16 protein-coding genes are annotated in these 21,466 nt (G+C 73.1%); 11 read left to right on the forward strand and 5 right to left on the reverse strand.

The genetic code is table 11. From position 1 onward, the window contains the following. Genes hutI through hutH form a run of 3 tightly spaced genes read right to left on the reverse strand, consistent with a single transcriptional unit; the run spans nt 1 to nt 4,563 of the window. Nucleotides 1-1,269: an imidazolonepropionase gene (gene hutI, locus ACWAT2_RS05715; RefSeq protein ID WP_402373897.1), complete on the reverse strand. Its 1,269-nt coding sequence runs from the start codon at nt 1,267-1,269 to the stop codon at nt 1-3. Continuing rightward, nucleotides 1,269-2,936, reverse strand: a complete 1,668-nt coding sequence (gene hutU, locus ACWAT2_RS05720) for a urocanate hydratase (protein ID WP_402373900.1) — start codon at nt 2,934-2,936, stop codon at nt 1,269-1,271. Before hutU ends, hutI begins: the two co-directional genes overlap by 1 nt. 22 nt (nt 2,937-2,958) lie before the next feature. Beyond that, nucleotides 2,959-4,563 (reverse strand): histidine ammonia-lyase, encoded by a 1,605-nt coding sequence (hutH, locus tag ACWAT2_RS05725; RefSeq protein ID WP_402373902.1) that lies wholly within the window; start codon nt 4,561-4,563, stop codon nt 2,959-2,961. 84 nt (nt 4,564-4,647) lie between these two features. Here hutH and ACWAT2_RS05730 point away from each other — a divergent pair, with 84 nt between their 5' ends. Beyond that, on the forward strand, nt 4,648-5,409 hold the full coding sequence (locus ACWAT2_RS05730; RefSeq protein WP_402373904.1) for an IclR family transcriptional regulator: 762 nt from the start codon (nt 4,648-4,650) through the stop codon (nt 5,407-5,409). A gap of 10 nt (nt 5,410-5,419) precedes the next feature. On the opposite strand, the gene ACWAT2_RS05735 is transcribed toward ACWAT2_RS05730, so the two are convergent. Together ACWAT2_RS05735 and uxaC are read right to left on the reverse strand one after the other, a co-directional pair. Then, a complete protein-coding gene (locus tag ACWAT2_RS05735) occupies nt 5,420-7,438 on the reverse strand; it encodes an alpha-glucuronidase (protein WP_402373907.1) in 2,019 nt (672 codons plus the stop codon). A 109-nt stretch (nt 7,439-7,547) separates the two neighbouring features. Further along, a complete protein-coding gene (uxaC, locus tag ACWAT2_RS05740) occupies nt 7,548-8,969 on the reverse strand; it encodes a glucuronate isomerase (RefSeq protein ID WP_402373909.1) in 1,422 nt (473 codons plus the stop codon). Nucleotides 8,970-9,101: 132 nt separating this feature from the next. Here uxaC and ACWAT2_RS05745 point away from each other — a divergent pair, with 132 nt between their 5' ends. The 10 genes from ACWAT2_RS05745 to ACWAT2_RS05790 all read left to right on the forward strand — a co-directional run bounded on the left by ACWAT2_RS05745 (nt 9,102) and on the right by ACWAT2_RS05790 (nt 21,316). After that, entirely contained in the window at nt 9,102-10,109 is a 1,008-nt protein-coding gene (locus ACWAT2_RS05745; RefSeq protein WP_402373911.1) for a LacI family DNA-binding transcriptional regulator, read from the forward strand. Beyond that, nucleotides 10,106-11,605 carry a mannitol dehydrogenase family protein gene (locus ACWAT2_RS05750; protein ID WP_402373913.1) on the forward strand — a complete coding sequence of 500 codons (1,500 nt, stop codon included), beginning with the start codon at nt 10,106-10,108 and terminating at the stop codon, nt 11,603-11,605. Before ACWAT2_RS05745 ends, ACWAT2_RS05750 begins: the two co-directional genes overlap by 4 nt. 312 nt (nt 11,606-11,917) lie before the next feature. Continuing rightward, nucleotides 11,918-13,213, forward strand: a complete 1,296-nt coding sequence (locus tag ACWAT2_RS05755; RefSeq protein ID WP_402373915.1) for an ABC transporter substrate-binding protein — start codon at nt 11,918-11,920, stop codon at nt 13,211-13,213. A gap of 68 nt (nt 13,214-13,281) precedes the next feature. Continuing rightward, nucleotides 13,282-14,277 (forward strand): carbohydrate ABC transporter permease, encoded by a 996-nt coding sequence (locus ACWAT2_RS05760; RefSeq protein ID WP_402373917.1) that lies wholly within the window; start codon nt 13,282-13,284, stop codon nt 14,275-14,277. Continuing rightward, entirely contained in the window at nt 14,274-15,185 is a 912-nt protein-coding gene (locus tag ACWAT2_RS05765) for a carbohydrate ABC transporter permease (RefSeq protein ID WP_402373919.1), read from the forward strand. The genes ACWAT2_RS05760 and ACWAT2_RS05765 overlap by 4 nt, the downstream gene beginning before the upstream one ends. A gap of 71 nt (nt 15,186-15,256) precedes the next feature. Further along, nucleotides 15,257-15,841 (forward strand): hypothetical protein, encoded by a 585-nt coding sequence (locus ACWAT2_RS05770; RefSeq protein WP_402373921.1) that lies wholly within the window; start codon nt 15,257-15,259, stop codon nt 15,839-15,841. A 95-nt stretch (nt 15,842-15,936) separates the two neighbouring features. Further along, entirely contained in the window at nt 15,937-18,288 is a 2,352-nt protein-coding gene (locus tag ACWAT2_RS05775) for a rhamnogalacturonan lyase (RefSeq protein WP_402373923.1), read from the forward strand. A gap of 102 nt (nt 18,289-18,390) precedes the next feature. Next, entirely contained in the window at nt 18,391-19,539 is a 1,149-nt protein-coding gene (locus ACWAT2_RS05780) for a Gfo/Idh/MocA family protein (protein WP_402373924.1), read from the forward strand. Continuing rightward, the gene (locus ACWAT2_RS05785; RefSeq protein ID WP_402373926.1) at nt 19,536-20,585 is read left to right on the forward strand and encodes a DUF6807 domain-containing protein; all 1,050 of its coding nucleotides are present in this window, start codon (nt 19,536-19,538) and stop codon (nt 20,583-20,585) included. Before ACWAT2_RS05780 ends, ACWAT2_RS05785 begins: the two co-directional genes overlap by 4 nt. Beyond that, a complete protein-coding gene (locus ACWAT2_RS05790) occupies nt 20,582-21,316 on the forward strand; it encodes a cupin domain-containing protein (RefSeq protein ID WP_402373928.1) in 735 nt (244 codons plus the stop codon). Before ACWAT2_RS05785 ends, ACWAT2_RS05790 begins: the two co-directional genes overlap by 4 nt. Nucleotides 21,317-21,466 lie beyond the last annotated feature (150 nt).

Consider the following 21,466-nt stretch of genomic DNA (forward strand, 5'->3'; position numbering starts at 1 on the left):
CTACCTCGACGGGTGGAGCTCGCGTCCTTCCTTCCAGACGTGGGACACCAGCGGCACGCCCGGCCGGTAGGCGAGGTAGGTCCGCGACGGCGCGTCCAGCACCACGAGATCGGCCCGCGCGCCCGGGCTGAGCCGGCCGACGTCGGACCGCCGCAACGCTGCCGCCCCGCCCGCCGTCGCGGCCCGCACGGCCTCGGCGACGGTCATCCCCGTCTCCTGCACCGCGAGCGCCACCATCAGGGGCATCGAGCTCGTGTAGGAGGACCCCGGGTTGCAGTCGCTCGCGAGCGCTACGACGACGCCGGCGTCGAGCAGCCGGCGCGCATCCGGGTAGGGCTGCCTGGTCGAGAGCTCGACGCCCGGCAGCAGCGTCGCCACGGTTCCCGTGCCGGGGACCGCCGAGGTCCACGAGGACGCGAGTGCCGCGACGTCGTCGTCCGACAGGTACGTGCAGTGGTCCACCGAGGCTGCGCCGAGCGAGACAGCGAGCTGCACGCCGTCGCCGGGGCCGAGCTGGTTGGCGTGGACACGCACGCCCAGCCCCGCGGCGGCACCGGCCGTGAGCACCCGCCGCGCCTGGTCGGGTGTGAAGGCTCCCGTCTCGCAGAAGACGTCGACCCACCGCGCGGCCGGCGCGCACGCGGCGAGCATCTCGCCGCACACGAGTTCGACGTACTCGTCCTCGCGCCCCTGGAGCTCGGGAGGGACCACGTGCGCCCCGAGGAAGGTCACCTCGTCGGTCACCTCCCGCGCGAGCCGCACGGAACGTTCCTCGTCGGCCACGGTCAGCCCGTAGCCGCTCTTGATCTCGAGGGTCGTCGTGCCCTGGGCGGCGGCCTCGGCGACGTGCCGCGCCAGTCCGGCGCGCAGCGCGTCGTCCGACGCCGCTCGTGTGGCGGTGACGGTGGTGCGGATCCCGCCGGCCGTGTAGGGGCGACCGGCCGCGCGCGCCTCGAACTCGGCCGCGCGGTCCCCGGCGAACACCAGGTGCGTGTGCGAGTCCACGAACCCGGGGATCACGGCCCGCCGGCCGACGTCGACCGTCCGGTCGGGCGCCCGCCCGATCGCCGCCTCGACCCCGGCCGCGGCGTCGGCCTCCCGTCCCACCCACGCGACACGGTCTCCGTCGAGGAGGATCGCGGCGTCGCGCACGACGGCGGTGGGGTCGTCCGGGTCGTCGGCGCCGGCCACGCCCGGCACGTTGGTCGTCAGCTCGCCGATGCCGAACAGCAGCGTCGCCCCGTGCTCGTGGTGCTCGACCTCGTGCATCATGCCTCCCGGCCGGGCACGCGCAGCCCGCCGCGCCCGGCGGCGGCCACGGCGCCGTCGTACCCGGCGTCGACGTGCCGCAGGACGCCGAGCGCCGGGTCGTTGGACAGCACGCGCTCGAGCTTCTGCCCGGCGAGCGGCGTGCCGTCCGCGACCGAGACCTGCCCGGCGTGGATCGACCGACCCATGCCGACGCCGCCGCCCTGGTGCAGCGACACCCAGGTGGCCCCCGAGGACGCCGCGGTGAGCGCGTTGAGGAGCGGCCAGTCGGCGATCGCGTCGGAGCCGTCGGCCATGCCCTCGGTCTCGCGGTACGGCGACGCGACGGACCCGGCGTCCAGGTGGTCCCGCCCGATCACGACGGGCGCACGGACCTCGCCGGAGGCGACCAGCTCGTTGAACGCGAGCCCGGCGCGGTCGCGCTCCCCGTGCCCGAGCCAGCAGATGCGCGCCGGCAAGCCCTGGAACGCGACCCGGTCCTGTGCGGCGCGGATCCAGCGGTGCAGGTGGTCGTCGTCGGGGAAGAGCCGCAGCACGGCGTCGTCCGTGGCCGCGATGTCCCGCGGGTCACCGGACAGCGCGGCCCACCGGAACGGTCCCTTGCCCTGGGCGAAGAGCGGCCGGATGTACGCGGGGACGAAGCCGGGGACGTCGAAGGCCCGGTCGAACCCGCCGCGGCGTGCCTCGTCGCGGATCGAGTTGCCGTAGTCGAACACCTCGGCGCCCGCGTCGAGGAACCCGACCATGCCCTCGACGTGCCGGGCCATCGACTCGCGCGCCCGGTCGGTGAGCTCCTCCGGCTTCGCGGCGGCGTAGTCGACCCACTCGTCCACGCAGACCCCGAGCGGGAGGTAGGACAGCGGGTCGTGCGCCGAGGTCTGGTCGGTCACGACGTCCACCTCGATGCCGCGTCGCAGCAGCTCGGGCACCACGTGCGCGCTGTTGCCGACCACGCCGACGGACAGGGCACGGCGCTCGCGTCGGGCGGACTCGACCCGCCGGACGGCGTCGTCCAGGTCGTCCGCGACCTCGTCGAGATACCGTTCGCGCACGCGCCGCTCGAGGCGCGCGTGGTCGACGTCGACCACGAGGCACACGCCGCCGTTGAGCGTCACCGCGAGCGGCTGCGCGCCGCCCATGCCGCCGCACCCGCCCGTCAGGGTGAGGGTCCCGGCCAGCGTGCCGCCGAACCTCTTGGCCGCGACGGCCGCGAGCGTCTCGTAGGTTCCCTGCAGGATGCCCTGCGCGCCGATGTAGATCCATGATCCGGCCGTCATCTGCCCGTACATCGTCAGGCCCATGGCCTCGAGACGTCGGAACTCGGGCCACGTCGCCCAGTCGCCCACGAGGTTCGAGTTCGCGAGGAGCACGCGTGGCGCCCACTCGTGCGTGCGGAGCACCCCGACGGGCTTGCCGGACTGCACGAGCAGCGTCTCGTCGTCGCGCAGGTCGGTGAGCGTGCGCACGATCGCGTGGTAGCTCGGCCAGTCGCGTGCGGCACGGCCGGTGCCGCCGTAGACGACGAGGTCGTCCGGCCGCTCCGCCACCTCCGGGTCCAGGTTGTTCATGAGCATGCGCAGCGGCGCCTCGGTCTGCCAGCTGCGCGCGGTGAGCGTGGTCCCGCGCGGGGCGCGGACCGGGACGGGAGTGCCGCGGTCGAAAGACATCGTCGTCTCCTTCGGTGTGGGGTCAGCGGAGCGGGCCGACGGCGGCGCTCGCGGCGGCGGCCACGTCGCCGCCCACGACGAGCCGGGTCACGGCGTCGATCTCGGGGGCGAGGAAGCGGTCCGGTCCAGGTCCGGCGACGGCGGTGCGCAGCAGGTCGCGCACCGCGCCGGTGCCGGCGGCAGGCTCGAGGCCGCCGGTGCAGCGCAGGTCGAGAGCACGGGTGGCGGTGAGCAGCTCGATCGCGAGCACGCGCCCGAGCCCGTCGACGGCGCGGCGCAGCTTGCGCGCGGCGGCCCAGCCCATGGACACGTGGTCCTCCTGCATCGCCGAGGACGGGATCGAGTCCACGCTGGCGGGTGCCGCCAGCCGCTTGAGCTCGCTGACGATCCCCGCGGCCGTGTACTGGGCGATCATCAGGCCGGAGTCCACGCCGGGGTCGTCGGCGAGGAACGGCGGCAGGCCCTCGCTGCGCGCCACGTCGAGGAACCTGTCGGTGCGTCGCTCGCTCATCGACGCGACGTCGGCGACCGCGACGGCGAGGAAGTCGAGCACGTAGGCGACAGGTGCCCCGTGGAAGTTGCCGTTGGACTCGACGCGGCCGTCGACGGTGACGACCGGGTTGTCGATGGCGGAGGCCAGCTCGCGGTCGGCGACGGCGGCGGCGTGGTGGAGCGTGTCCCGTGCGGCCCCGTGCACCTGCGGCGCGCAGCGCAGCGAGTAGGCGTCCTGCACGCGCGTGCACTCCGGCCGGCCCGCCGCGTCGAGGGTGCGGTGGCTGGCGACGACGGCGGACCCGTCGAGCAGCGCCCGCAGGTTCGTCGCCGACGCCGCCTGGCCGGGGTGCGGGCGCATCGCCACCAGGTCTGCGGCGAAGGCGGCGTCGGAGCCGAGCAGCGACTCGACGCTGGCGGCCGCGGCGACGTCCGCGGTGGTGAGCAGGAGGCGCAGGTCCGCGACGGCCAGGCACAGCATGCCGAGCATGCCGTCGGTGCCGTTGATGAGGGCCAGGCCCTCCTTCTCACGCAGCACCAGGGGCTCCACGCCTGCCTCGGCGAGCGCGTCGAGCGCCGGGCGGGTGCCGCCGTCGGCGTCGTGGACGGTGCCTTCCCCGAGTGCCGCGAGCGCCACGTGGGCCAGCGGCGCGAGGTCGCCGGAACAGCCCAGGGAGCCGAACTCGTGGACGATCGGCGTGATCTGCGCCTCGAGCATGGCGGCGTACGTCTCGGCGACCACGGGGCGCGCGCCGGTGCGGCCGGTCGCCAGGGTGTTCAGCCGCAGGAGCTGCAGCGCGCGCACCACCTCGCGCTCCACCTCGGGGCCGGTCCCTGCCGCGTGGGAGCGGACCAGGCTGAGCTGGAGACGTGCACGCTGCGAGGCGGGGACGTGTCGACGGGCCAGCGCTCCGAACCCGGTGGTGACGCCGTAGTGCGGGCGGTCGTCGGCGGCGAGGTCCTCGATGACGGCGCGGCCTGCGGCCATCGTCGCCCGGGCCCGGTCGGCGACGCGGACGGGCGTGTCGTGCCGGGCGACGGCGACGACGTCGTCGACGGTCAGGGGGTCGCCGGTGATCGAGACGGCGGCCGTGCCGTCGGCGTGGCCGGCCGGTGGGGCCAGGGTGTCGGTCATACGCCCAGGACACCTCATGGGCAGCGGGCTGGACAGACGCTGCGCGGCGGTTGAGTCTGGGATCCCAGACAACGGGAGGCAAGGATGGGTGACGTCCCCGCCGCGCGCAGCGTGCTGCGTGTGCTCGGCTACCTCGCGGCGCAGGCCGGACCCTCGCCGGCGGCCGCCGTGGCGCACCACCTCGGCCTGCCCCGCTCGACCGTCTACCACCTGCTGTCCGTGCTGGCGGACGAGGGCTACGTCGTCCACCTGCCCGAGGACCACCGGTACGGGCTCGGCACGGCCACGTTGTCGCTGGGGTCGGCCTACGCCCGGCAGGCGCCGCTCGCGCGGCTCGCCCGCCCCGTGGTCGCGCACCTCGTCGAGTCCACCCGCGAGAGTGTCCACCTCGCGGTGCTCCACGGTCGCGAGGTGCTCTACCTCGTCGAGCAGCGCGCGCCGCACCGCCCCAGCCTCGTCTCCGACGTCGACGTCCGGCTGCCCGCGCACCTGACGGCCAGCGGTCGGGCCGTGCTCGCCCGGCTGCCCGCCGCGCAGGTCCGTGCCCTCTTCCCGAGCGCCTCGGTCCTGACCGACCGGACCGGCGTCGGGCCGCGCACGCTGCAGGCCCTGCGCGCGGTGCTGCGCGACGCGCGCCGCCGAGGTCACGCCGTCGAGGACGGCGAGGTCACCGACGGACTGTCCTCGGTGGCGCACCCGGTGGTGGACCACACGGGGTACCCGGTCGCCGGGATCGCGCTCACGTTCCGGTCCGACGACGTCACGGGAGCCCGGCGCGAGGCGCTCGCGGCCGCCGTCGGGCGGGCGGCGGCGCAGGTCTCGCGTCGGCTCGGGGCCTCGGGCTGACGCCCGGCGGTCAGTAGATCGTCCGGCCGCGGAGGTCGCCGATCCCCGACTTGCGCAGGAAGTACGTGTTGACCTGGTCGCGCCACTCGACGGCCGAGGCGAGCTGCTCCGCCAGCCGGTCGCGCACCCGCTGCGCGACGTCGTCGGACACCAGGGGGGCGACCTCCTCCCAGCGCTCGACCATGGCGCGCACGCGCTCGACGCCTTCGAAGTGGGTGTCGTAGACGTGCTGGACCACCGTGGTGCCGCTGTGCAGCACGTGGGTGTACGGCACGTGGTGGAAGAACAGCAGCAGCTCGTCGGGACAGGTCTCGCGCGACTCGTAGACGTCCCGCCACGGCGCGGGGTACTGGCCGGTGTACCCCGTGCCGGTCGCGCGGGTGCGGTCCACCCCGATGCCGTCGCGGTCGGCGAAGTGGTACGTGCCCCACGGCGTGTACTCGTACCCGTCCACGTCCGGGCCGTAGTGGTGGCCAGGGCGCACCATGAACCCGACGCCGAGCGGAGCGGTGTACAGCTCGTAGGTGCGCCACGACGTGTCGAGGATCGCGTGGATCGCCTCGCCCAGCTGGGTGGGCGCGTCCGGGAAGGTCAGCGTGATCCACTCGTCGAGGACGGCGGTGGCATCGAGCGTCGGGTCCCAGGTCAACCGCCCGTAGGCGTACAGGTTGGCCTGGGCCAGGGGGTGACCCGTCCAGAACCGGTCGTCGCCGACGTTCGACACGGCGGCGAACCCGCCCGAGGGCGCGACGACGTCGGCCACGGTCACGCCGCCGTCGCCCCACGGGCGCCAGCGCAGGATCTCGCTCCACGCCGGGCCGAGGTAGACCGCATGGCGCTGCTGGCCCGTGTACTCCTGGGTGACCTGCAGCTCGAGCGCGACCCGGGTGCGCGGCATCGCGGCGAGCACGGGGGAGACGGGCTCGCGCACCTGGAAGTCGAGGGGGCCGTGCTTGACCTGGACCACCACGTTCTCGGCGAACCGGCCGTCGAGCGGGGCGAAGTGGTCGTGGGCGGCGCGGGCGCGGTCCGTGGACCGGTCCCGCCAGTCCTGGGTGTGGTTGTAGACGAACGCCCGCCAGTGCACCAGACCGCCGTGCGGGGCGACCGCCTCGGCGAGCATGTTCGCACCGTCGGCGTGGTCGCGACCGTAGGCGAACGGTCCCGGCTGGCCCTCGGAGTCGGCCTTGACGACGAACCCGCCGAAGTCCGGCACCGCCGCCCAGATGCCGTCCGCGGCGTCACGCCACCAGGTCCGGACGTCCTCGTCCAGCGGGTCCGACGTCGTCAGGCCGCCCAGGGTCATCGGTGCCGCGAAGCTCACGGCCAGGTGGACGCGCACGCCGTACGGGCGCAGCGCGGCGGCGAGGCGGGCCACCTCGTCCCGGTCCTCGGTGAGCAGCCGGGCCTCGCGGGCGTGGACGTTGACGTTGTTGAGGCACACGCGGTCGATGCCGACGGCCGCAAGCAGCCGGGCGTACGCGGTGACGCGCGTCAGGTCGGTGCGGACGTGGCCGGCCTCGTAGAAGATCGAGCCGCCCGCGTACCCGCGCTCGACCTGGCCCATGACGGGATGGACGTCGACGTTGTCCCAGTGGTCGAGGACCTGCAGGGCGCTCGCGGGTGCGTGGTGCTCGACGTCCGGGTCGCCCGGCCCGCCCGTGAACGCCGGCTCGCCGAGGCGCACCACGTGGAACCAGCCGTGCAGCAGCGCGGTCGGGTCGGCCGCGGTGACGGTGACCCGGCCCGCGGTGCGCTCGAGCCGGAACCCGGGCGCGGCCGTCGCGGACAGCAGCAGCAGGAGGTCGGGCGTGTCGTCGGGCCCGACGACGGCACCTGCGTGGGTGGTGGTCGCCCGGTCGAGCTCGGCCCGCAGCGCGGCGAGCACCTCGGACCCGGCCGGGGTGCCGCCGTCGTCCCCCTGCGGACCGGGTGACCGGAGGGCGAGGCGACGGCTGCCGACGGGCCGGAACGCGGCGTCGGGCAACCAGGCCGGGTGGACGACGCGCCGGCCAGCGGTGGCGGGCATGGGGCTCTCCTTCGAGCGAGGGCGTCAGGCGTACCGTTGTGGGCGCGATTTCTGGGCTCGAGACCAGGACGAAACGGACGAGACGGGCCAGAGATCGCGCCCACAACCCTCAGCGGGGGGCGGGGTAGGCGGCCAGGGGGAGGCGGTAGGCGAGGTCGACGGCGGTCTGGGCCGCCTCGTCCAGCTCCAGCCGGTGCTCGGCGACGAGCCGGCCGAGGTACCCCGCGTCCACCCGGCGGGCGAGGTCGTGGCGGGCCGGGATGGAGCAGAACGCACGGGTGTCGTCCACGAACCCGCTCAGGTTGTCGAAGCCCGCCGTCTCGGTCGCCGCCTCGCGGAACCGGCGCATCGCGTCCGGGGAGTCGAGGAACCACCACGGGGCGCCGAGCCGCAGCGCGGGATAGACCCCCGCCAACGGGGCGAGCTCGCGCGAGTACACGTCCTCGTCCACCGTGAACGCGATCATCCGGAAGCCGGGGTGGTGCCCGAACGCGTCGAGCACCGGCCGCAGCGACCGCGTGAACTCCGTGACGACCGGGATGTCGTACCCCTTGTCCGGGCCGAACGCCGCGAAGGGCGCCGACGCGTGGTTGCGCAGGACGCCGGGGTGCAGCTGCATGACCAGACCGTCCTCGGCGGACATCGCCGCCATCTGGAACAGCATGTGCCCGCTGAACGCGCGGGCCTCCGCGGCCGTGACCGTCCCGGCCAGCGCGGCGTCGAACACCCGGCGCGCCTCGGCGTCGTCCAACGGGGTGGTGTCGGCGTAGAGGTGGCCGTGGTCGGTGGCCCGTGCGCCCGCCTCGATGAACTGCTGGCGCCGCGCGCGCAGGACCGTCAGGAAGTCGTCGTAGCCGTCGATCTCGTGGTCGGCGGAACGGGCCAGCAGGACGATCTCGTCGCGCCACGTGGGGCGGTCGACGTGCAGCAGCGGGTCGGGGCGGAACGTCGGGAGCACGCGCTCGCCGAAGCCGTCCTTCGCCAGGCGCCGGTGGTCCTCCAGGGGGGCCCACGCGGCGTCGGTCGTCGCGATGACCTCGATGTTGAACTCGTCGAGGAGCGCGCGCGGACGGAAGCTCGGCTCGGCGATCCGGGCGGCGACCTGGTCGTAGATCGCGTCGGCCGTCGCGGCCGAGGGGCGCTGGGTGACGCCGAAGATCTCCACGAACGCGTGCTCGAGCCAGTACCGCGTGGGGGTGCCGCGGAAGTGCTGCCAGCCGGCGCAGAACCGCCGCCAGATCTCACGAGGGTCGGTCTCCGCCGCCTCCGTGCCCGTGGAGCCGACCCCGAGCCGCGGCAGCGTCTCGCCCTGGGAGACCAGCATGCGCGTGAGGTAGTGGTCCGGGACGACGAAGAGCTGCGCGGGGTCACCGAACGACGAGTCCTGCGCGAACCACTCGACCGGGACGTGACCGTGCATCGACACGATCGGCAGGTCCCTGGTGGCCGCGTAGATCTCGCGGGCGATGCCCCGCGTGGTCGGGTCTGCGGGCAGGGCCCGGTCGGGGTGCAGGGTCCACGGGTCGCTCACGTGCGCCTCCTCGTCGAGAATGTGACAACGTTTGCATGTTACGCGGTCGAGGATCGCGACGCCACGATCGCGACGCGCTAGGGTGGCCCGGAACGGCCGCTGCAAACGTTCGCAGCGCATCGAAGGAGGCTCATGGTCACGGTGCACGACGTCGCCCGGCTGGCCGGCGTGTCCATCTCCACCGTCTCGCGGGCGATCGCCACGCCGGAGAAGGTGGCCGACGCGACCAGGGACCGGGTGCAGTCGGCCGTGCGCGAGCTCGGGTACCGGCCCAACCGGGCGGCCGCCGTCCTGCGCGCCGGCCGGTCGGGCGCCTACGGGCTCGTGGTCCCCGACCTGGCCAACCCCTACTTCGCCGCCGTCGCCAAGGGCGCCCAGGAACGTGCCCGCGAACATGGCACCGGGCTCTTCATCGTGGACACCGACGAGGACCCGGACCTCGAGGCGGAGGCGATCCGCGCCCTCGCCCCGCAGACCGACGGCGTCGTGCTGTGCTCGCCGCGTGCCGCCGCACGCGCCATCGAGGCCCTCGACGGACGCCCGGTCGTGCTCGTCAACCACGACGTCGACGGCGTCCCCGCGGTCGAGGCCGACCATCGCGGCGGCATGCGGCGTGCCCTCGAGCACCTGCGCGCCCTCGGCCACCGCCGCATCGCGTACGTCGGCGGACCCGAACGCTCCTGGAGCGACCGCCGTCGTCGGGCCGGGCTCGCAGAAGCCGCGAACCGCTACGACGACGTCGAGGTCGTGGAGCTCGGTGCCTTCCGCCCGCAGATGGAGGGCGGGCAGGCGTCGGCCGACCTCGTCGTGGCCTCCGGCGCCACCGCCGTCATCACGTTCAACGACCTGGTCGCCGTCGGGCTCGTCGACCGGCTGCGCACCCGCGGGCTCGACGTCCCGCGCGACCTGTCCGTCGTCGGCTGCGACGACTCCTACGTCGCCTCCCTCGTCACCCCGCCCCTGACCACCCTGCGCGTCGACCTGCGCCGGCTGGGCCGGACCGCCGTCGACCGCCTCGTGGCCACGGCGTCCGCGACCGCGTCCGACGTCACGCCGGACGTGCCGGTGCTCGACGTCGAGCTCGTGGTGCGGTCGTCCACCAGACCGCCCGGCGCAGACCATCTCGAAGGAGCCCCGTGAACGACCGCCTGCACCGCACCACCGCCCCCACCCACGTCGAGGCGCCGACGAGCCCCGAGTCGGTGGGCATCGTCCACCTGGGGATCGGTGCGTTCCACCGCGCCCACCAGGCCGTCTTCACCGAGCTCGCCGCCCGCTCCCGCGGCGACCTGCGGTGGGGCATCCTCGGCGTGACGCAGCGGTCCGCCACCGTGCGGGACCAGCTCCGGCCGCAGGGCGGCGTCTACTCGGTGCTCACCGCGGGGCGCGAGGAGTCCACCCTGGACCTCGTCGGGTCGGTGCTCGACGTCGCGTGGCCCGCCGAGGAGACGCCCCGCGTCCTCGCGACGATCGCCGCGCCCACCACCCACCTGATCACGCTGACCGTGACCGAGAAGGGCTACTGCCGGGACGCGGCGGGCAACCTGGACCTGGCACTCGTGCGCCCGGATCTCGACGCCCTACGCGCCGAGCAGGAGATGACCCCCGCTCAGGACGAGGACGCGCCGGCGGCGACCAGCGCCGTCGGGCTGCTGGTACGTGGCCTGGCAGCGCGCTACCGGGCGGCCTGCGACGCGGGGGAGGCGCTGCCCCTCACCGTGCTCACCTGCGACAACATGATGGACAACGGCCACGTGCTCGAAGGGCTGGTCCGCGCCGCCCTGGACGCCGCCGTGCCGGGTGACACCGGTCTGCCGGCGTGGCTCGACGCGCACGTGACCTTCCCGTGCTCGATGGTGGACCGGATCGTGCCGGCCACGACCACCGCGCAGCGCGACGACGTCGAGCGGCGGCTCGGCGTGCGCGACGAGGGCCTGGTGGTCGGCGAGCCGTTCCGTCAGTGGGTCATCGAGGACAGGTTCGCCGGCCCCCGGCCCGCCTGGGAGGACGCGGGCGCCACGCTCACCGACGACGTCGCCGTCTGGGAGCGAGCCAAGCTGCGGTTGCTCAACGGGACGCACTCGCTGCTCGCCTACGCCGGCCGGCTCGCGGGGCACACGACGATGGCTGAAGCCGTCACGGACCCCGAGATCGGCGCCCGGGCGCGCCGGCTGCTGTTCGACGACGCGTTGCCGACCCTCGTCGCCCCGGCCGGGGCCGACCTGGAGGCCTACGGCGAGTCCCTGCTGGAGCGGTTCGCGAACCCGGCGACCGGGCACACCACGCTGCAGGTCTCCATGGACGGCACGCAGAAGATCCCCTACCGCTGGGGCGGCACCATCGCCGAGCGTCTGGCCGCGGACGCGGTCCCGCACGGCGCCGCCTACGCGCTGGCCGCGTGGTCCGAGGTGGTGCGGCGCGAGGCCGTGGCCGGCCGGCTCGTCGACGACCCGCGCGCGGCGGAGCTGCGCGACGTCGTCGCGGCGGTGGGCCGGGGCTCGGTGGAGTCCGCGCGCCCTGCGGACGTCGCACGGGCGCTGACGGCGCTGCCCGGACTGCTGCCCGCCGGTGCCGGCCTGGACGTGCGGCTGCTGGACGCCGTCGCCGCCGAGGTAGCGCACCTCCCGTCGAGGTAGGGCTGGCTCCGCCGAGGTAGCGCACCTCCCGTCGAGGTAGGGCTGGCTCCGCCGAGGTAGGGCCGCACGAGGTGGTCGCCGACCGGCCCGACCGCCTACGCTGATCTCCTATGTGAGCGCTAACATCTGACCTGCTCGCGACCCGGACCCTGCGCCGCAACGCGACCTGCTCGTTGCCGGATCGTGATAAAGCGCTTTCCAGGAAGGGCTGGACACGAGCGCTGAGACCTGTATTGTATCGTTTCAAGCCGGCGGGACAGGGGCGCCACAGGAGGCATCTCGGCGTCGGCGCACCTGAGCAAGGAGGCTCCGATGAGGATCACGCGCAAGGCCGCAGGTGCGGCCGCCGCGACCGCAACGGTCGCTCTCGTCCTGACCGCGTGCAGCGGCGGCGATTCGACCGACTCGGCCGACGGCGAGGGCGGGGACGTCACGCTGACCGTCGCCTGGTGGGGCAACGACGACCGTGCCGCGAAGTACGAGGAGTCGATCGACCTCTTCGAGGAGGCGAACCCGAACGTCACGGTCCAGACGCAGTTCCAGGCCTGGGACGACTACTGGACCGCCCGCAACACCGAGGCCGCGGGCCAGTCGCTGCCCGACGTGTTCCAGATGGACCTGTCCTATCTGCGTCAGTACGGCAGCACGGGCCAGCTCGCCGACCTGTCCGGCAGCAGCATCGACACCGCCGGCTTCGAGGAAGCGCTCCTCAGCTCGGGTCAGATCGAGGGAGCCCAGTACGGCATCCCGACGTCGCAGAACACGCTGGCCCTGTTCTACAACGCCGACCTGCTGGACGAGCTCGGCATCGAGCCGCCCGCCGAGGGCTACACCTGGGAGGACTACAACGCCTTCGCGGCCGAGGTCTCCGAGGCGGGCGCAGGCATGGACCCGCAGATCTACGGCACCGGCGACTACACCGGGACCTTCTGGTTCTTCCTGCAGTGGCTGATCCAGCAGGGCACCGAGCCGTTCACCGCCGACGGCCAGCTCGCCTTCGACGAGGCGCAGATGACCGAGTTCCTCAACCTGGCCTCCGACCTGCGTGACGCCGACGCCCTCTTCCCGGCGGAGCGCACCACGCAGCTCCTCCCGCTCGGTGGCTTCACCGTCAACGAGGCGGCCTCCGAGATGAGCTGGGACAACTTCCTGGCCGGCTACATCTCCGACTCGGGCACCGAGAACATCCAGATGCTGCCGATGCCCTCCGGCGACAACGGCCCCCAGCAGTTCTGGAAGCCGTCGATGCTGCTGTCCTCCGGCTCCAACTCCGAGCACCCCGAGGAGGCCGCCGAGCTGATCGACTTCCTGGTCAACGACCCGGAGGTCGGTACGATCTTCGGCACCTCGAAGGGTGTGCCGGCCGTGGCCGCCCAGCGCGACGCCATGAACGTCGAGGAGGGCTCGGTCGACGAAACCGTCCTCGCCTACGAGGAGGCCGTGGCCGCCGACGTCACCGAGGCCGCACCGCTGCCCGTCGAGGGCTTCGGCTCGATCGAGGCCGAGTACAAGCGCCTCGCGGAGGAGCTCGGCTACGGCAACATCACGGTCGACGAGTTCGTCGAGCAGTGGTTCATGTTCGCCGCCGACGCCGTCGGCCAGTCCTGACGCTCTCTATGCAGCGTGCGGCCCCGCGCCTCCGGGCGCGGGGCCGCACGCCCGGAGGTTCCACCATCATGGCTTCTACCGATCCGGGTGTGGTCGCCGCCCCGGGACAGCCCGTCCCGGCGCAGCACCTGCAGCGCACCGACGCCGAGACGCCCCTGCTGAACGGCCCCCAGCGCAAGTACAGCCGCTCCGACACGCGGGCGGGGTTCGCCTTCCTGTCGCCGTGGATCATCGGCTTCGTGGGGCTGACGGCGTTCCCGATGCTGGCGTCGTTGTACCTGGCGTTCACGGACTACAACCTGTTCACCTCCCCGCAGTGGGTGGGGCTGGACAACTTCGTGGACCTGTTCAACGATCCGCGGTTCATCCAGTCGGCGCAGGTCACGGCGGGGTACGTGCTGCTGGGCACGCCGATCAAGCTGGCTGCGGCCCTGGCGGTCGCGATGCTGCTGAACATGAAGCACCGCGGCCAGGGCGCCTACCGGTCGATCTTCTACGCCCCGTCGTTGATCGGTGCGAGCGTCTCGATCGCGATCGTGTGGAAGGTGATGTTCACCGACGACGGGATCGTGGACCGTATCCAGCAGGTGTTCGGCATCGAGCTGGGTGGCTGGGTGGGCAACCCCACGATGAGCCTGCCCATGCTGATCCTGCTGGGGGTGTGGGGCTTCGGCGCTCCGATGGTGATCTTCCTGGCGGGGCTGAAGCAGATCCCGGGCGAGCTCTACGAGGCCGCCGAGTGCGACGGCGCGGGCCCGGTGCGCAAGTTCTTCAACATCACCCTGCCGATGCTGAGCCCGGTGCTGTTCTTCAACCTGCTGCTCGAGACCATCGCGGCGTTCCAGGTGTTCAGCTCCGCCTACATCATCTCCGGCGGTACCGGCGGACCGGCCGGCTCGACCATGTTCTACACCCTGTACCTGTACCTGCGCGGATTCCAGGACTTCAAGATGGGCTACGCCTCGGCGATGGCCTGGGTGCTGGTCATCGTGGTCGCCCTGATCACGGCGATCCTGTTCCGCACCTCCAAGGGCTGGGTCCACTACACGGGAGACGAACGATGACCACTCTCACCGCACCTGCGCCGTCCGCCCCGGTCGACGAGGCGGCCGTCGCGCGACGGGCCGCCGCGAAGAACCGCCGCCGCGTCAAGTCGGTCATCTTCCACACCGTGGCCATCATCGCGACCGTCGTGGTGCTCTACCCGGCGGCGTGGATGGTCTTCGCGTCCATGAAGCCCAACTCCGACATCATCGGCAACACCCAGCTGCTGCCCGACGTCTGGACCATCGAGCACTACGTCTCGGCACTGTCCGGCATCGGTGGCGTGAGCTTCTGGACGTTCTTCGGCAACTCGCTGCTGCTGGCCGCGCTGTCCGTCGTCGGGACCGTGCTGTCCTCGACCGTGGCGGCCTACGCGTTCGCACGCATCAGCTTCCCGGGGCGCAACGTGATGTTCGCGATCATGATCGGCACGCTGCTGCTGCCGTTCCACGTGACGATCATCCCGCAGTACATCCTGTTCAACAATCTCGGGATGGTGAACACGTACATCCCGCTGCTGGCGCCGAAGTTCCTGGCCGCCGAGGCCTTCTTCATCTTCCTGATGGTCCAGTTCATCCGCGGGATCCCCCGCTCGCTGGACGAGGCGGCACGGATCGACGGCTGCGGGCACGCGCGCACCTTCTGGCAGATCATCCTGCCTCTGATGCGCCCCGCGATCGTGACCTCCAGCATCTTCACGTTCATCTGGTCCTGGAACGACTTCCTCGGCCCGCTGCTCTACCTCAAGGACCCGAGCCTCTACACGATGCCGATCGCGCTGCGTCAGTACGTCGACCAGACCTCGGTGTCCGACTACGGCGCCCAGATGGCCATGGCCGTCCTCGCCCTGCTGCCGGTCATGCTGTTCTTCGTGGTCTTCCAGCGGTTCCTGATCAACGGCGTCGCCACGCAGGGGCTCAAGGGCTGACGATGGCGCGCCGCGACGACACCTCGGGTGCCCGGCCTCGTCCCCCTCGCGGACGAGGCCCGGGCGGGGGCATGCTGCGCAGCCTGCACCTGTTCGCCGAGGTGGCGATCACCGGCGTCCTGGTCGCCGTCGGCTCGATCGCCCTGGTCACCCTCGTGCCGTCGCTGGCCGCCGGCGTGGCGCACCTGCGGCGCGAGGTCTCGGGCCGGGAGACGTCCGTCCGCCGGTTCGCCGTCGAGTGGTGGGCCGCGGCACGTGCGCTCTGGCCGCTCGGGCTGGCCACCCTGGCCCTCGCCGTGCTGCTGATCGGTGACTGGCAGCTCGCGGCCTCGGGTGTCGTCCCGGGTGCGACCGTCGTCGCCGTCGTGGTCGCGCTCTTCGCGGCCGGGGCGGTCGCGGTCGTGCTCCGCGCCGTCGGCGCCTGGTCCGACGACGACGGCGAACCCGTCCCGGGCGCGACGACGCGCGGCACGCTGTCGGTCGCCACGCAGCGGGCGGCCGACGACCTCACCGGATCTGCCCTGCTGGCGGCCGCCGTGCTCATGGCCGGCGTCCTGGTCTGGATGCTCGTGCCGCTCGTGCTCGTGGTGGGCGGGCTGCTGGCGCTGGCCGTGGTGGGCGTCGAGGTCCGCCGTCGGGCGCTGCCGAACGACTGAGACTTTCCTGCCCCGAGGGGTGGGGAGAGGGCCTGCCAGAACCCGGCGGGTCTCGCGACTGCACTGATTGCAACGATGCAAGGAGGATGCGAGCGATGAGGATCAACCGCACGACGGCCTGCGCCGTCGCCGCCGCGACCGTCGGGGCCCTGGCCCTGGGGTCGTCGGCCACGGCCGCACCGGGCGGCCATCACGGCCCACCGGGGCACGGTCACGACGACGGGATCGTCCTGGAGGACCTGGACCGCGGCCTGGTCGCGGCCAGCACCAGCGAGGGAGTGTTCCTGAGCTGGCGGCTCCTCGGCGACGAGGTCACCGGAGCCACCGACAGCGGCATGGCCGGGACCGGCTTCGCCGTCTACCGCGACGGGCGCCAGGTCGGGACCGTCACCGACTCGACCAACTACGTCGACCCCGACGGCGAGGCCACCTCGCGCTACGTCGTCGCGCCCCTGCGCGACGGCCGCAAGGGCAAGGGCAAGGGCCACGGCAAGAGCCACGTGCGCTGGGGCGAGCGGAGCGAGACCGTCGTGCCGCTGGCCGGCGACCACCTCGACATCCCGCTGAACAAGCCGGACGACGGCGTCACCCCGGTGGGCGAGGAGTACACCTACTCCGCCAACGACGCGTCGGTCGCCGACCTCACCGGTGACGGCGCGTACGAGGTGATCGTCAAGTGGGACCCGTCGAACTCCAAGGACGTGTCGCAGAAGGGGTACACCGGCAACCAGTACCTCGACGCGTACACGCTGGACGGTGAGCAGCTGTGGCGCATCGACCTGGGCGTGAACATCCGCGCCGGGGCGCACTACACGCAGTTCCCCGTCTACGACTTCGACCAGGACGGCCGGGCCGAGGTCATGGTCAAGACGGCGCCGGGCACCAAGGCCACCACGTACCGGCACGGCGAGCCGGCCCGCGAGAAGCTCGTCCAGATCCCGAGGGACGACCGGGCCGCCGGTGTCACCCACGCCGACGACTACCGGTACAGCGCGGACGACTACTACGAGCACGTCGTGGAGATGTTCCGCGGCTGGGCCGACACCCCCGAGGTGGTGGACGGCGAGTGGCCCGCCACCCTCGAGGAGGCGTTCGGCATCGAGCCGCAGTACGAGTACCCGCTGTCGGACGCGGACGCGCGCGAGCTGGCCGACCACTTCATGGACGTCTACGCCCCGGAGCGCTCGGGCCGTAACGACCTGCGCACCTTCGAGGGGTTCGTCATCTCCGGCCCCGAGTACCTGACGGTGTTCGACGGCCGCAGCGGGCGCCCGATGGACACGGTCGACTACGAGCCAGCCCGGTTCGACGACGGGCTGCGCTGGGGCGACTACGCGATGAGCCGCATCGAGCCGGGCAACCGCGTCGACCGGTTCCTCGCCGGGGTCGCCTACCTGGACGGCGAGACGCCGTCGGCCGTGTTCGCCCGCGGCTACTACACCCGCTCGACGATCGCCACGTACGACTGGGACGGCAAGCGCCTGTCGCAGCGGTGGATGGCGGACTCCGGCTGGACGCCGATGTCGAACCCGTTCAACGCCGGGCCGCACGGGACGCCCGGGACCGACCCGGAGTTCGGCTCGATCACGACGCAGGGCTTCCACTCGATGTCCGCGGCCGACGTCGACGGCGACGGCAAGCAGGAGATCGTCTACGGCTCGGCGACGATCGACCACGACGGCTCGCTGCTGTACTCGTCGTTCGACGAGCTCCCCGAGGGCTCGGCGGACCCGGGTGCGCAGGCCGGCCTGGGCCACGGCGACGCCATGCACGTCACGGACATCGACCCGTCGCGTCCCGGTCTGGAGATCTGGACCTGCCACGAGGGCGGCGTCTGGGCGCCGTACGGCACGGCGATGCGCGACGCCGCCACCGGCGAGGTGCTCTTCGGCGCCTACTCCGGCCGGGACACCGGCCGGTGCATGATCGGTGACGTCGACACCGACGTGCCGGGCATGGAGGTGTGGGGCTCGATGCCGGGCGGCTCGGACGGTTCCGGCACGCTCAGCGCGACGGGCGAGCAGCTCGCCGACTCCACGCCGGGGACGAACGCCTCCGTGCGCTGGGCGGCCGACGGCAGCACGCAGCTCGTCGACGGGTCGGGTGACGCGACCCCGCGGATCGTGGCCGGCGACGGCACCGTGGTGGAGACCCTCGACGGGACGCTGACCAACAACGGCACCAAGGGCAACCCGTCGCTGGTGGCGGACGTCCTCGGCGACTGGCGCGAGGAGGTGCTGGTGCGCACCGAGGACTCCTCGGCGCTGCGGGTGCACCTCTCCACCGAGGTCACCGACCTCAAGATGTACACGCTGATGCACGACCCGCAGTACCGGGTGGAGGTCGCGCGGCAGCAGACCTCCTACAACCAGCCGTCCTACCCGGGGTTCTATCTGGCCTCGGACACGGACTGGTCGCAGGTGCCCGTGCCGGGCGCGGTCGGGTGACCTGACCCGTCCGAGCCGACCGATCCGCCAGGACGGGCGTGGGGCCGCCCCGCGCCCGTCCTGGCTGGTCACCTGAACGACACGACTGAAAGAGTGGGACCCATGAGGGTGAGCATCCTGGGGGCGGGCGCGATCGCGCACGCCCATGCCGACGCAGTGCGATCGCTGGCGCAGCACGACGGCCTGGAGGGCGTCGAGCTCACGGGGGTGGTGGACGTCGACCCGGTCCGGGCCGAGGAGTTCGCGGCCCGGCACGGCGTCGCCCGCCACGGCACGGACCTGGCGGCGCTCCTCGCCACGGGCGAGGTGGACGTGCTGCACGTGTGCACCCCGCCGTCGCTGCACCTCGAGCAGGCTCGCGCCGCGCTGGCCGCCGGCGTGCACGTGGTCGTGGAGAAGCCGGCGGTGCTTTCCCTGGCCGAGATCGACACCCTGGCCGAGGTCGAGCGCGCCGCGACGGGCGGTGCCCGGTTCACGCAGATCGTCCAGCACCGCTTCGGGGCGGGTGCCGTGCGCCTGCGCCGTCTCCTCGACGAGGGCGCGCTGGGCCGGCCCCTCGTCGCGCGGTGCGACACCCTCTGGTTCCGCCCGCCGTCGTACTTCGAGGTGCCGTGGCGCGGCCGTTTCGACACCGAGGGCGGTGGCCCCACCATGGGCCACGGCATCCACCAGTTCGACCTGCTGCTGTCGATCCTGGGCGAGTGGACCGAGGTCCGGGCGATGGCCGGCCGTCTCGCTCGCGACGTCGACACCGAGGACGTGTCGATGGCGATGGTCCGGTTCGCCTCGGGTGCGATGGCCACCATCACCAACTCGTTGCTGTCCCCGCGGGAGACCTCGTCACTGCGGTTCGACACGGAGCGCGCCACCGTCGAGCTCGACCACCTCTACGGGTACGACGACGCGGCGTGGCGCGTCACGGCGGCTCCCGGCTCGGAGGACTCCGTCCAGGCGTGGGCCGACGACGTGGCCGCGGCGGGCGAGCCCGTCGACGGCGGACGCTCGGGCCACCTCGCCCAGCTCGTGCCCACCTATCGCGCGCTGGTGGGCGGCCAGGCGCCGCCGATCACGGTGGCGGACGCCCGCGGCACGCTCGAGCTGGCGGCCGCGATCTACCGTTCCGCGTTCACGGGGGAGCCCGTCGTCCGTGGGCAGATTACCGCGGGCGACCCGTTCTACGACAGCATGGGCGGCAGGGGGGCACCGTGGTCCCCGGTCAAGGACGTCCCGGCTCAGGAGGCCACCGCATGAGCGTCACTCTGAACAGCGACCGCAGCGCGATGACGGGCTCGCGCGGCGACGTCGACCTCTTCACGTACGTGTACCGGCCCGACGACGTCGCGTACGAGAGCCCGCGACCCTACCTGCACCCGTTGCGTACCCGCGACGGCGCGGTGGTCTCCGCGTACCGGCCGTGGGACCACGTGTGGCACAAGGGCATCGCCTGGTCGCTCCCGCACGTAGGGCCGTGGAACTTCTGGGGCGGCCCGAACTACGTGCACGCCGAGCAGGGCTACGTCGACCTGCACAACGACGGCTCGATGGAGCACGAGCAGTTCACCGCCGTCGGACCCTGCGGGTTCGTCGAGGAGCTGTCCTGGCGCACCCCGGCGACGACGGGACCGGACGGCAGCGCCGTCCGGGGCGACGTCGTGGTCCGTGAGGAGCGCACCGTGCAGGTCCTCCTGCCGGAGTCGACGCCCGACGCGTGGGTGCTCACGTTCACGTCCGTGATGACCAACGTCTCCGACGGCGCGCTCGACATCGGCAGCCCGACGACCAACGGCCGTGAGAACGCGGGCTACGGCGGCCTGTTCTGGCGCGGGCCGCGATCGTTCACCGGGGGGCGCGTGCTGCTGCCCGGCGAGGACGGTGCCGGCACGGTCGCGGACGCCGAGGACGCTCGCGGCCTGCGGGCGGAGTGGCTGGGGTTCGTGGGCCGGCACGACGGCGCGGCCCCCGGGGCCGTCCGGGCCGACGAGCAGCAGGGCGGTCCACGGGCCTCCACCGTGCTCATGGTCGACCCCGGTACCAACCCCGGTGGCACGCCGCAGTGGTTCGTGCGCTCCGAACCGTTCGCGTGCGTGTGCCCCGCGCCCTTCTTCAGCGAGGAGGTCCCCTTCCCCGCCGGTGCCACGCTGCGCTTCACGTACGCCGTCGTGATCGCCGACGGCGAGTCCGACGGCGCCCGGGCCGTCGAGCTCGCCGCGCTCGGCCGGCAGGTGCTCGCCGGTGAGGGTGACGTGCTCGAGCCCGGGCACGTCGATCCCGCCGAGCAGCCGGCGAGCCGGGCGTGACGGCACTGCCCGTCTTCCCCGGCGGGACCTCGGTCAGCCATCTGCAGGTCTACGACTGGCCGGCGCCCGACGCCCCGCAGGGCAGCGGGTCGCCGCACCTGCACACCACGTCCACCGAGGCCTACGTGACTCTTGCCGGCAGCGGCCGGGTGGAGACGCTGGGCCCGGACGGCTTCGCCGTGCACGACCTGGCGCCGGGGCGGATCGTCTGGTTCGGCCCCGGGGTCGTGCACCGCGCGGTGAACGGGGGCGGGCTCGAGGTGCTCGTGGTGATGTCGAACGCCGGGCTGCCGGAGGCCGGGGACGCGGTCATCACGTTCCCCGCCGACGTCGTCGCCGACGCCGACCGGTACCAGCGGGCCGCGGCGCTGCCCCGCCTGGAGGACGGAGCGGCCGACGGCGACGTGGCGGCAGCCGCCCTCGCACGGCGTGACCTGGCGCTCGCGGGCTACGCGGCGCTGCGGGACGCCGTCGGGCAGCACGGTCCGGCCGCGCTGGACCCGCTGCGCGACGCCGCGGCGCGGCTCGTCGCTCCTCGCACGGCAGGGTGGCGGGAGACCTGGGAGGCGTCGGTCGGCCAGGCGGCAGGTCAGACGGACGCCGCCCTCGAAGCGCTGGCCGACGCCTCGGCGGTCACGCTGGACGAGGGCCGCGTGGCGGTCGCCGACGCGGCCGACGGTCCCCGGCGCTACGGCATGTGCGGCCGCCTGCGCACCTGGCCGCTCGCCTGACCCACGGCGCACCCGCTGCCCGTACCCTGTCGCCCGTCACTCCCGTCACGCCCGTCACGCCCGTCACGCCCGTTTTACCGATGTCGGTAGTTCGTGTCGAGATCGGCAGTGCGCACTGCCGATCTCGACACGAACTACCGACATCGGTAA

The sequence above is a fragment of the Isoptericola sp. GX10416 genome (genome assembly GCF_056590155.1).

What these genes read in the sequence shown, in the direction of transcription:
- hutI (WP_402373897.1), bottom strand. Translation starts at nt 1,269, where the DNA reads ATGCACGAGGTCGAGCACCACGAGCACGGGGCGACGCTGCTGTTCGGC.
- hutU (WP_402373900.1), bottom strand. Translation starts at nt 2,936, where the DNA reads ATGTCTTTCGACCGCGGCACTCCCGTCCCGGTCCGCGCCCCGCGCGGG.
- ACWAT2_RS05785 (WP_402373926.1), top strand. Translation starts at nt 19,536, where the DNA reads ATGAGCGTCACTCTGAACAGCGACCGCAGCGCGATGACGGGCTCGCGC.
- ACWAT2_RS05765 (WP_402373919.1), top strand. Translation starts at nt 14,274, where the DNA reads ATGACCACTCTCACCGCACCTGCGCCGTCCGCCCCGGTCGACGAGGCG.
- ACWAT2_RS05770 (WP_402373921.1), top strand. Translation starts at nt 15,257, where the DNA reads ATGCTGCGCAGCCTGCACCTGTTCGCCGAGGTGGCGATCACCGGCGTC.
- ACWAT2_RS05780 (WP_402373924.1), top strand. Translation starts at nt 18,391, where the DNA reads ATGAGGGTGAGCATCCTGGGGGCGGGCGCGATCGCGCACGCCCATGCC.
- ACWAT2_RS05760 (WP_402373917.1), top strand. Translation starts at nt 13,282, where the DNA reads ATGGCTTCTACCGATCCGGGTGTGGTCGCCGCCCCGGGACAGCCCGTC.
- ACWAT2_RS05730 (WP_402373904.1), top strand. Translation starts at nt 4,648, where the DNA reads ATGGGTGACGTCCCCGCCGCGCGCAGCGTGCTGCGTGTGCTCGGCTAC.
- ACWAT2_RS05775 (WP_402373923.1), top strand. Translation starts at nt 15,937, where the DNA reads ATGAGGATCAACCGCACGACGGCCTGCGCCGTCGCCGCCGCGACCGTC.
- ACWAT2_RS05755 (WP_402373915.1), top strand. Translation starts at nt 11,918, where the DNA reads ATGAGGATCACGCGCAAGGCCGCAGGTGCGGCCGCCGCGACCGCAACG.
- ACWAT2_RS05745 (WP_402373911.1), top strand. Translation starts at nt 9,102, where the DNA reads ATGGTCACGGTGCACGACGTCGCCCGGCTGGCCGGCGTGTCCATCTCC.
- hutH (WP_402373902.1), bottom strand. Translation starts at nt 4,563, where the DNA reads ATGACCGACACCCTGGCCCCACCGGCCGGCCACGCCGACGGCACGGCC.
- ACWAT2_RS05735 (WP_402373907.1), bottom strand. Translation starts at nt 7,438, where the DNA reads ATGCCCGCCACCGCTGGCCGGCGCGTCGTCCACCCGGCCTGGTTGCCC.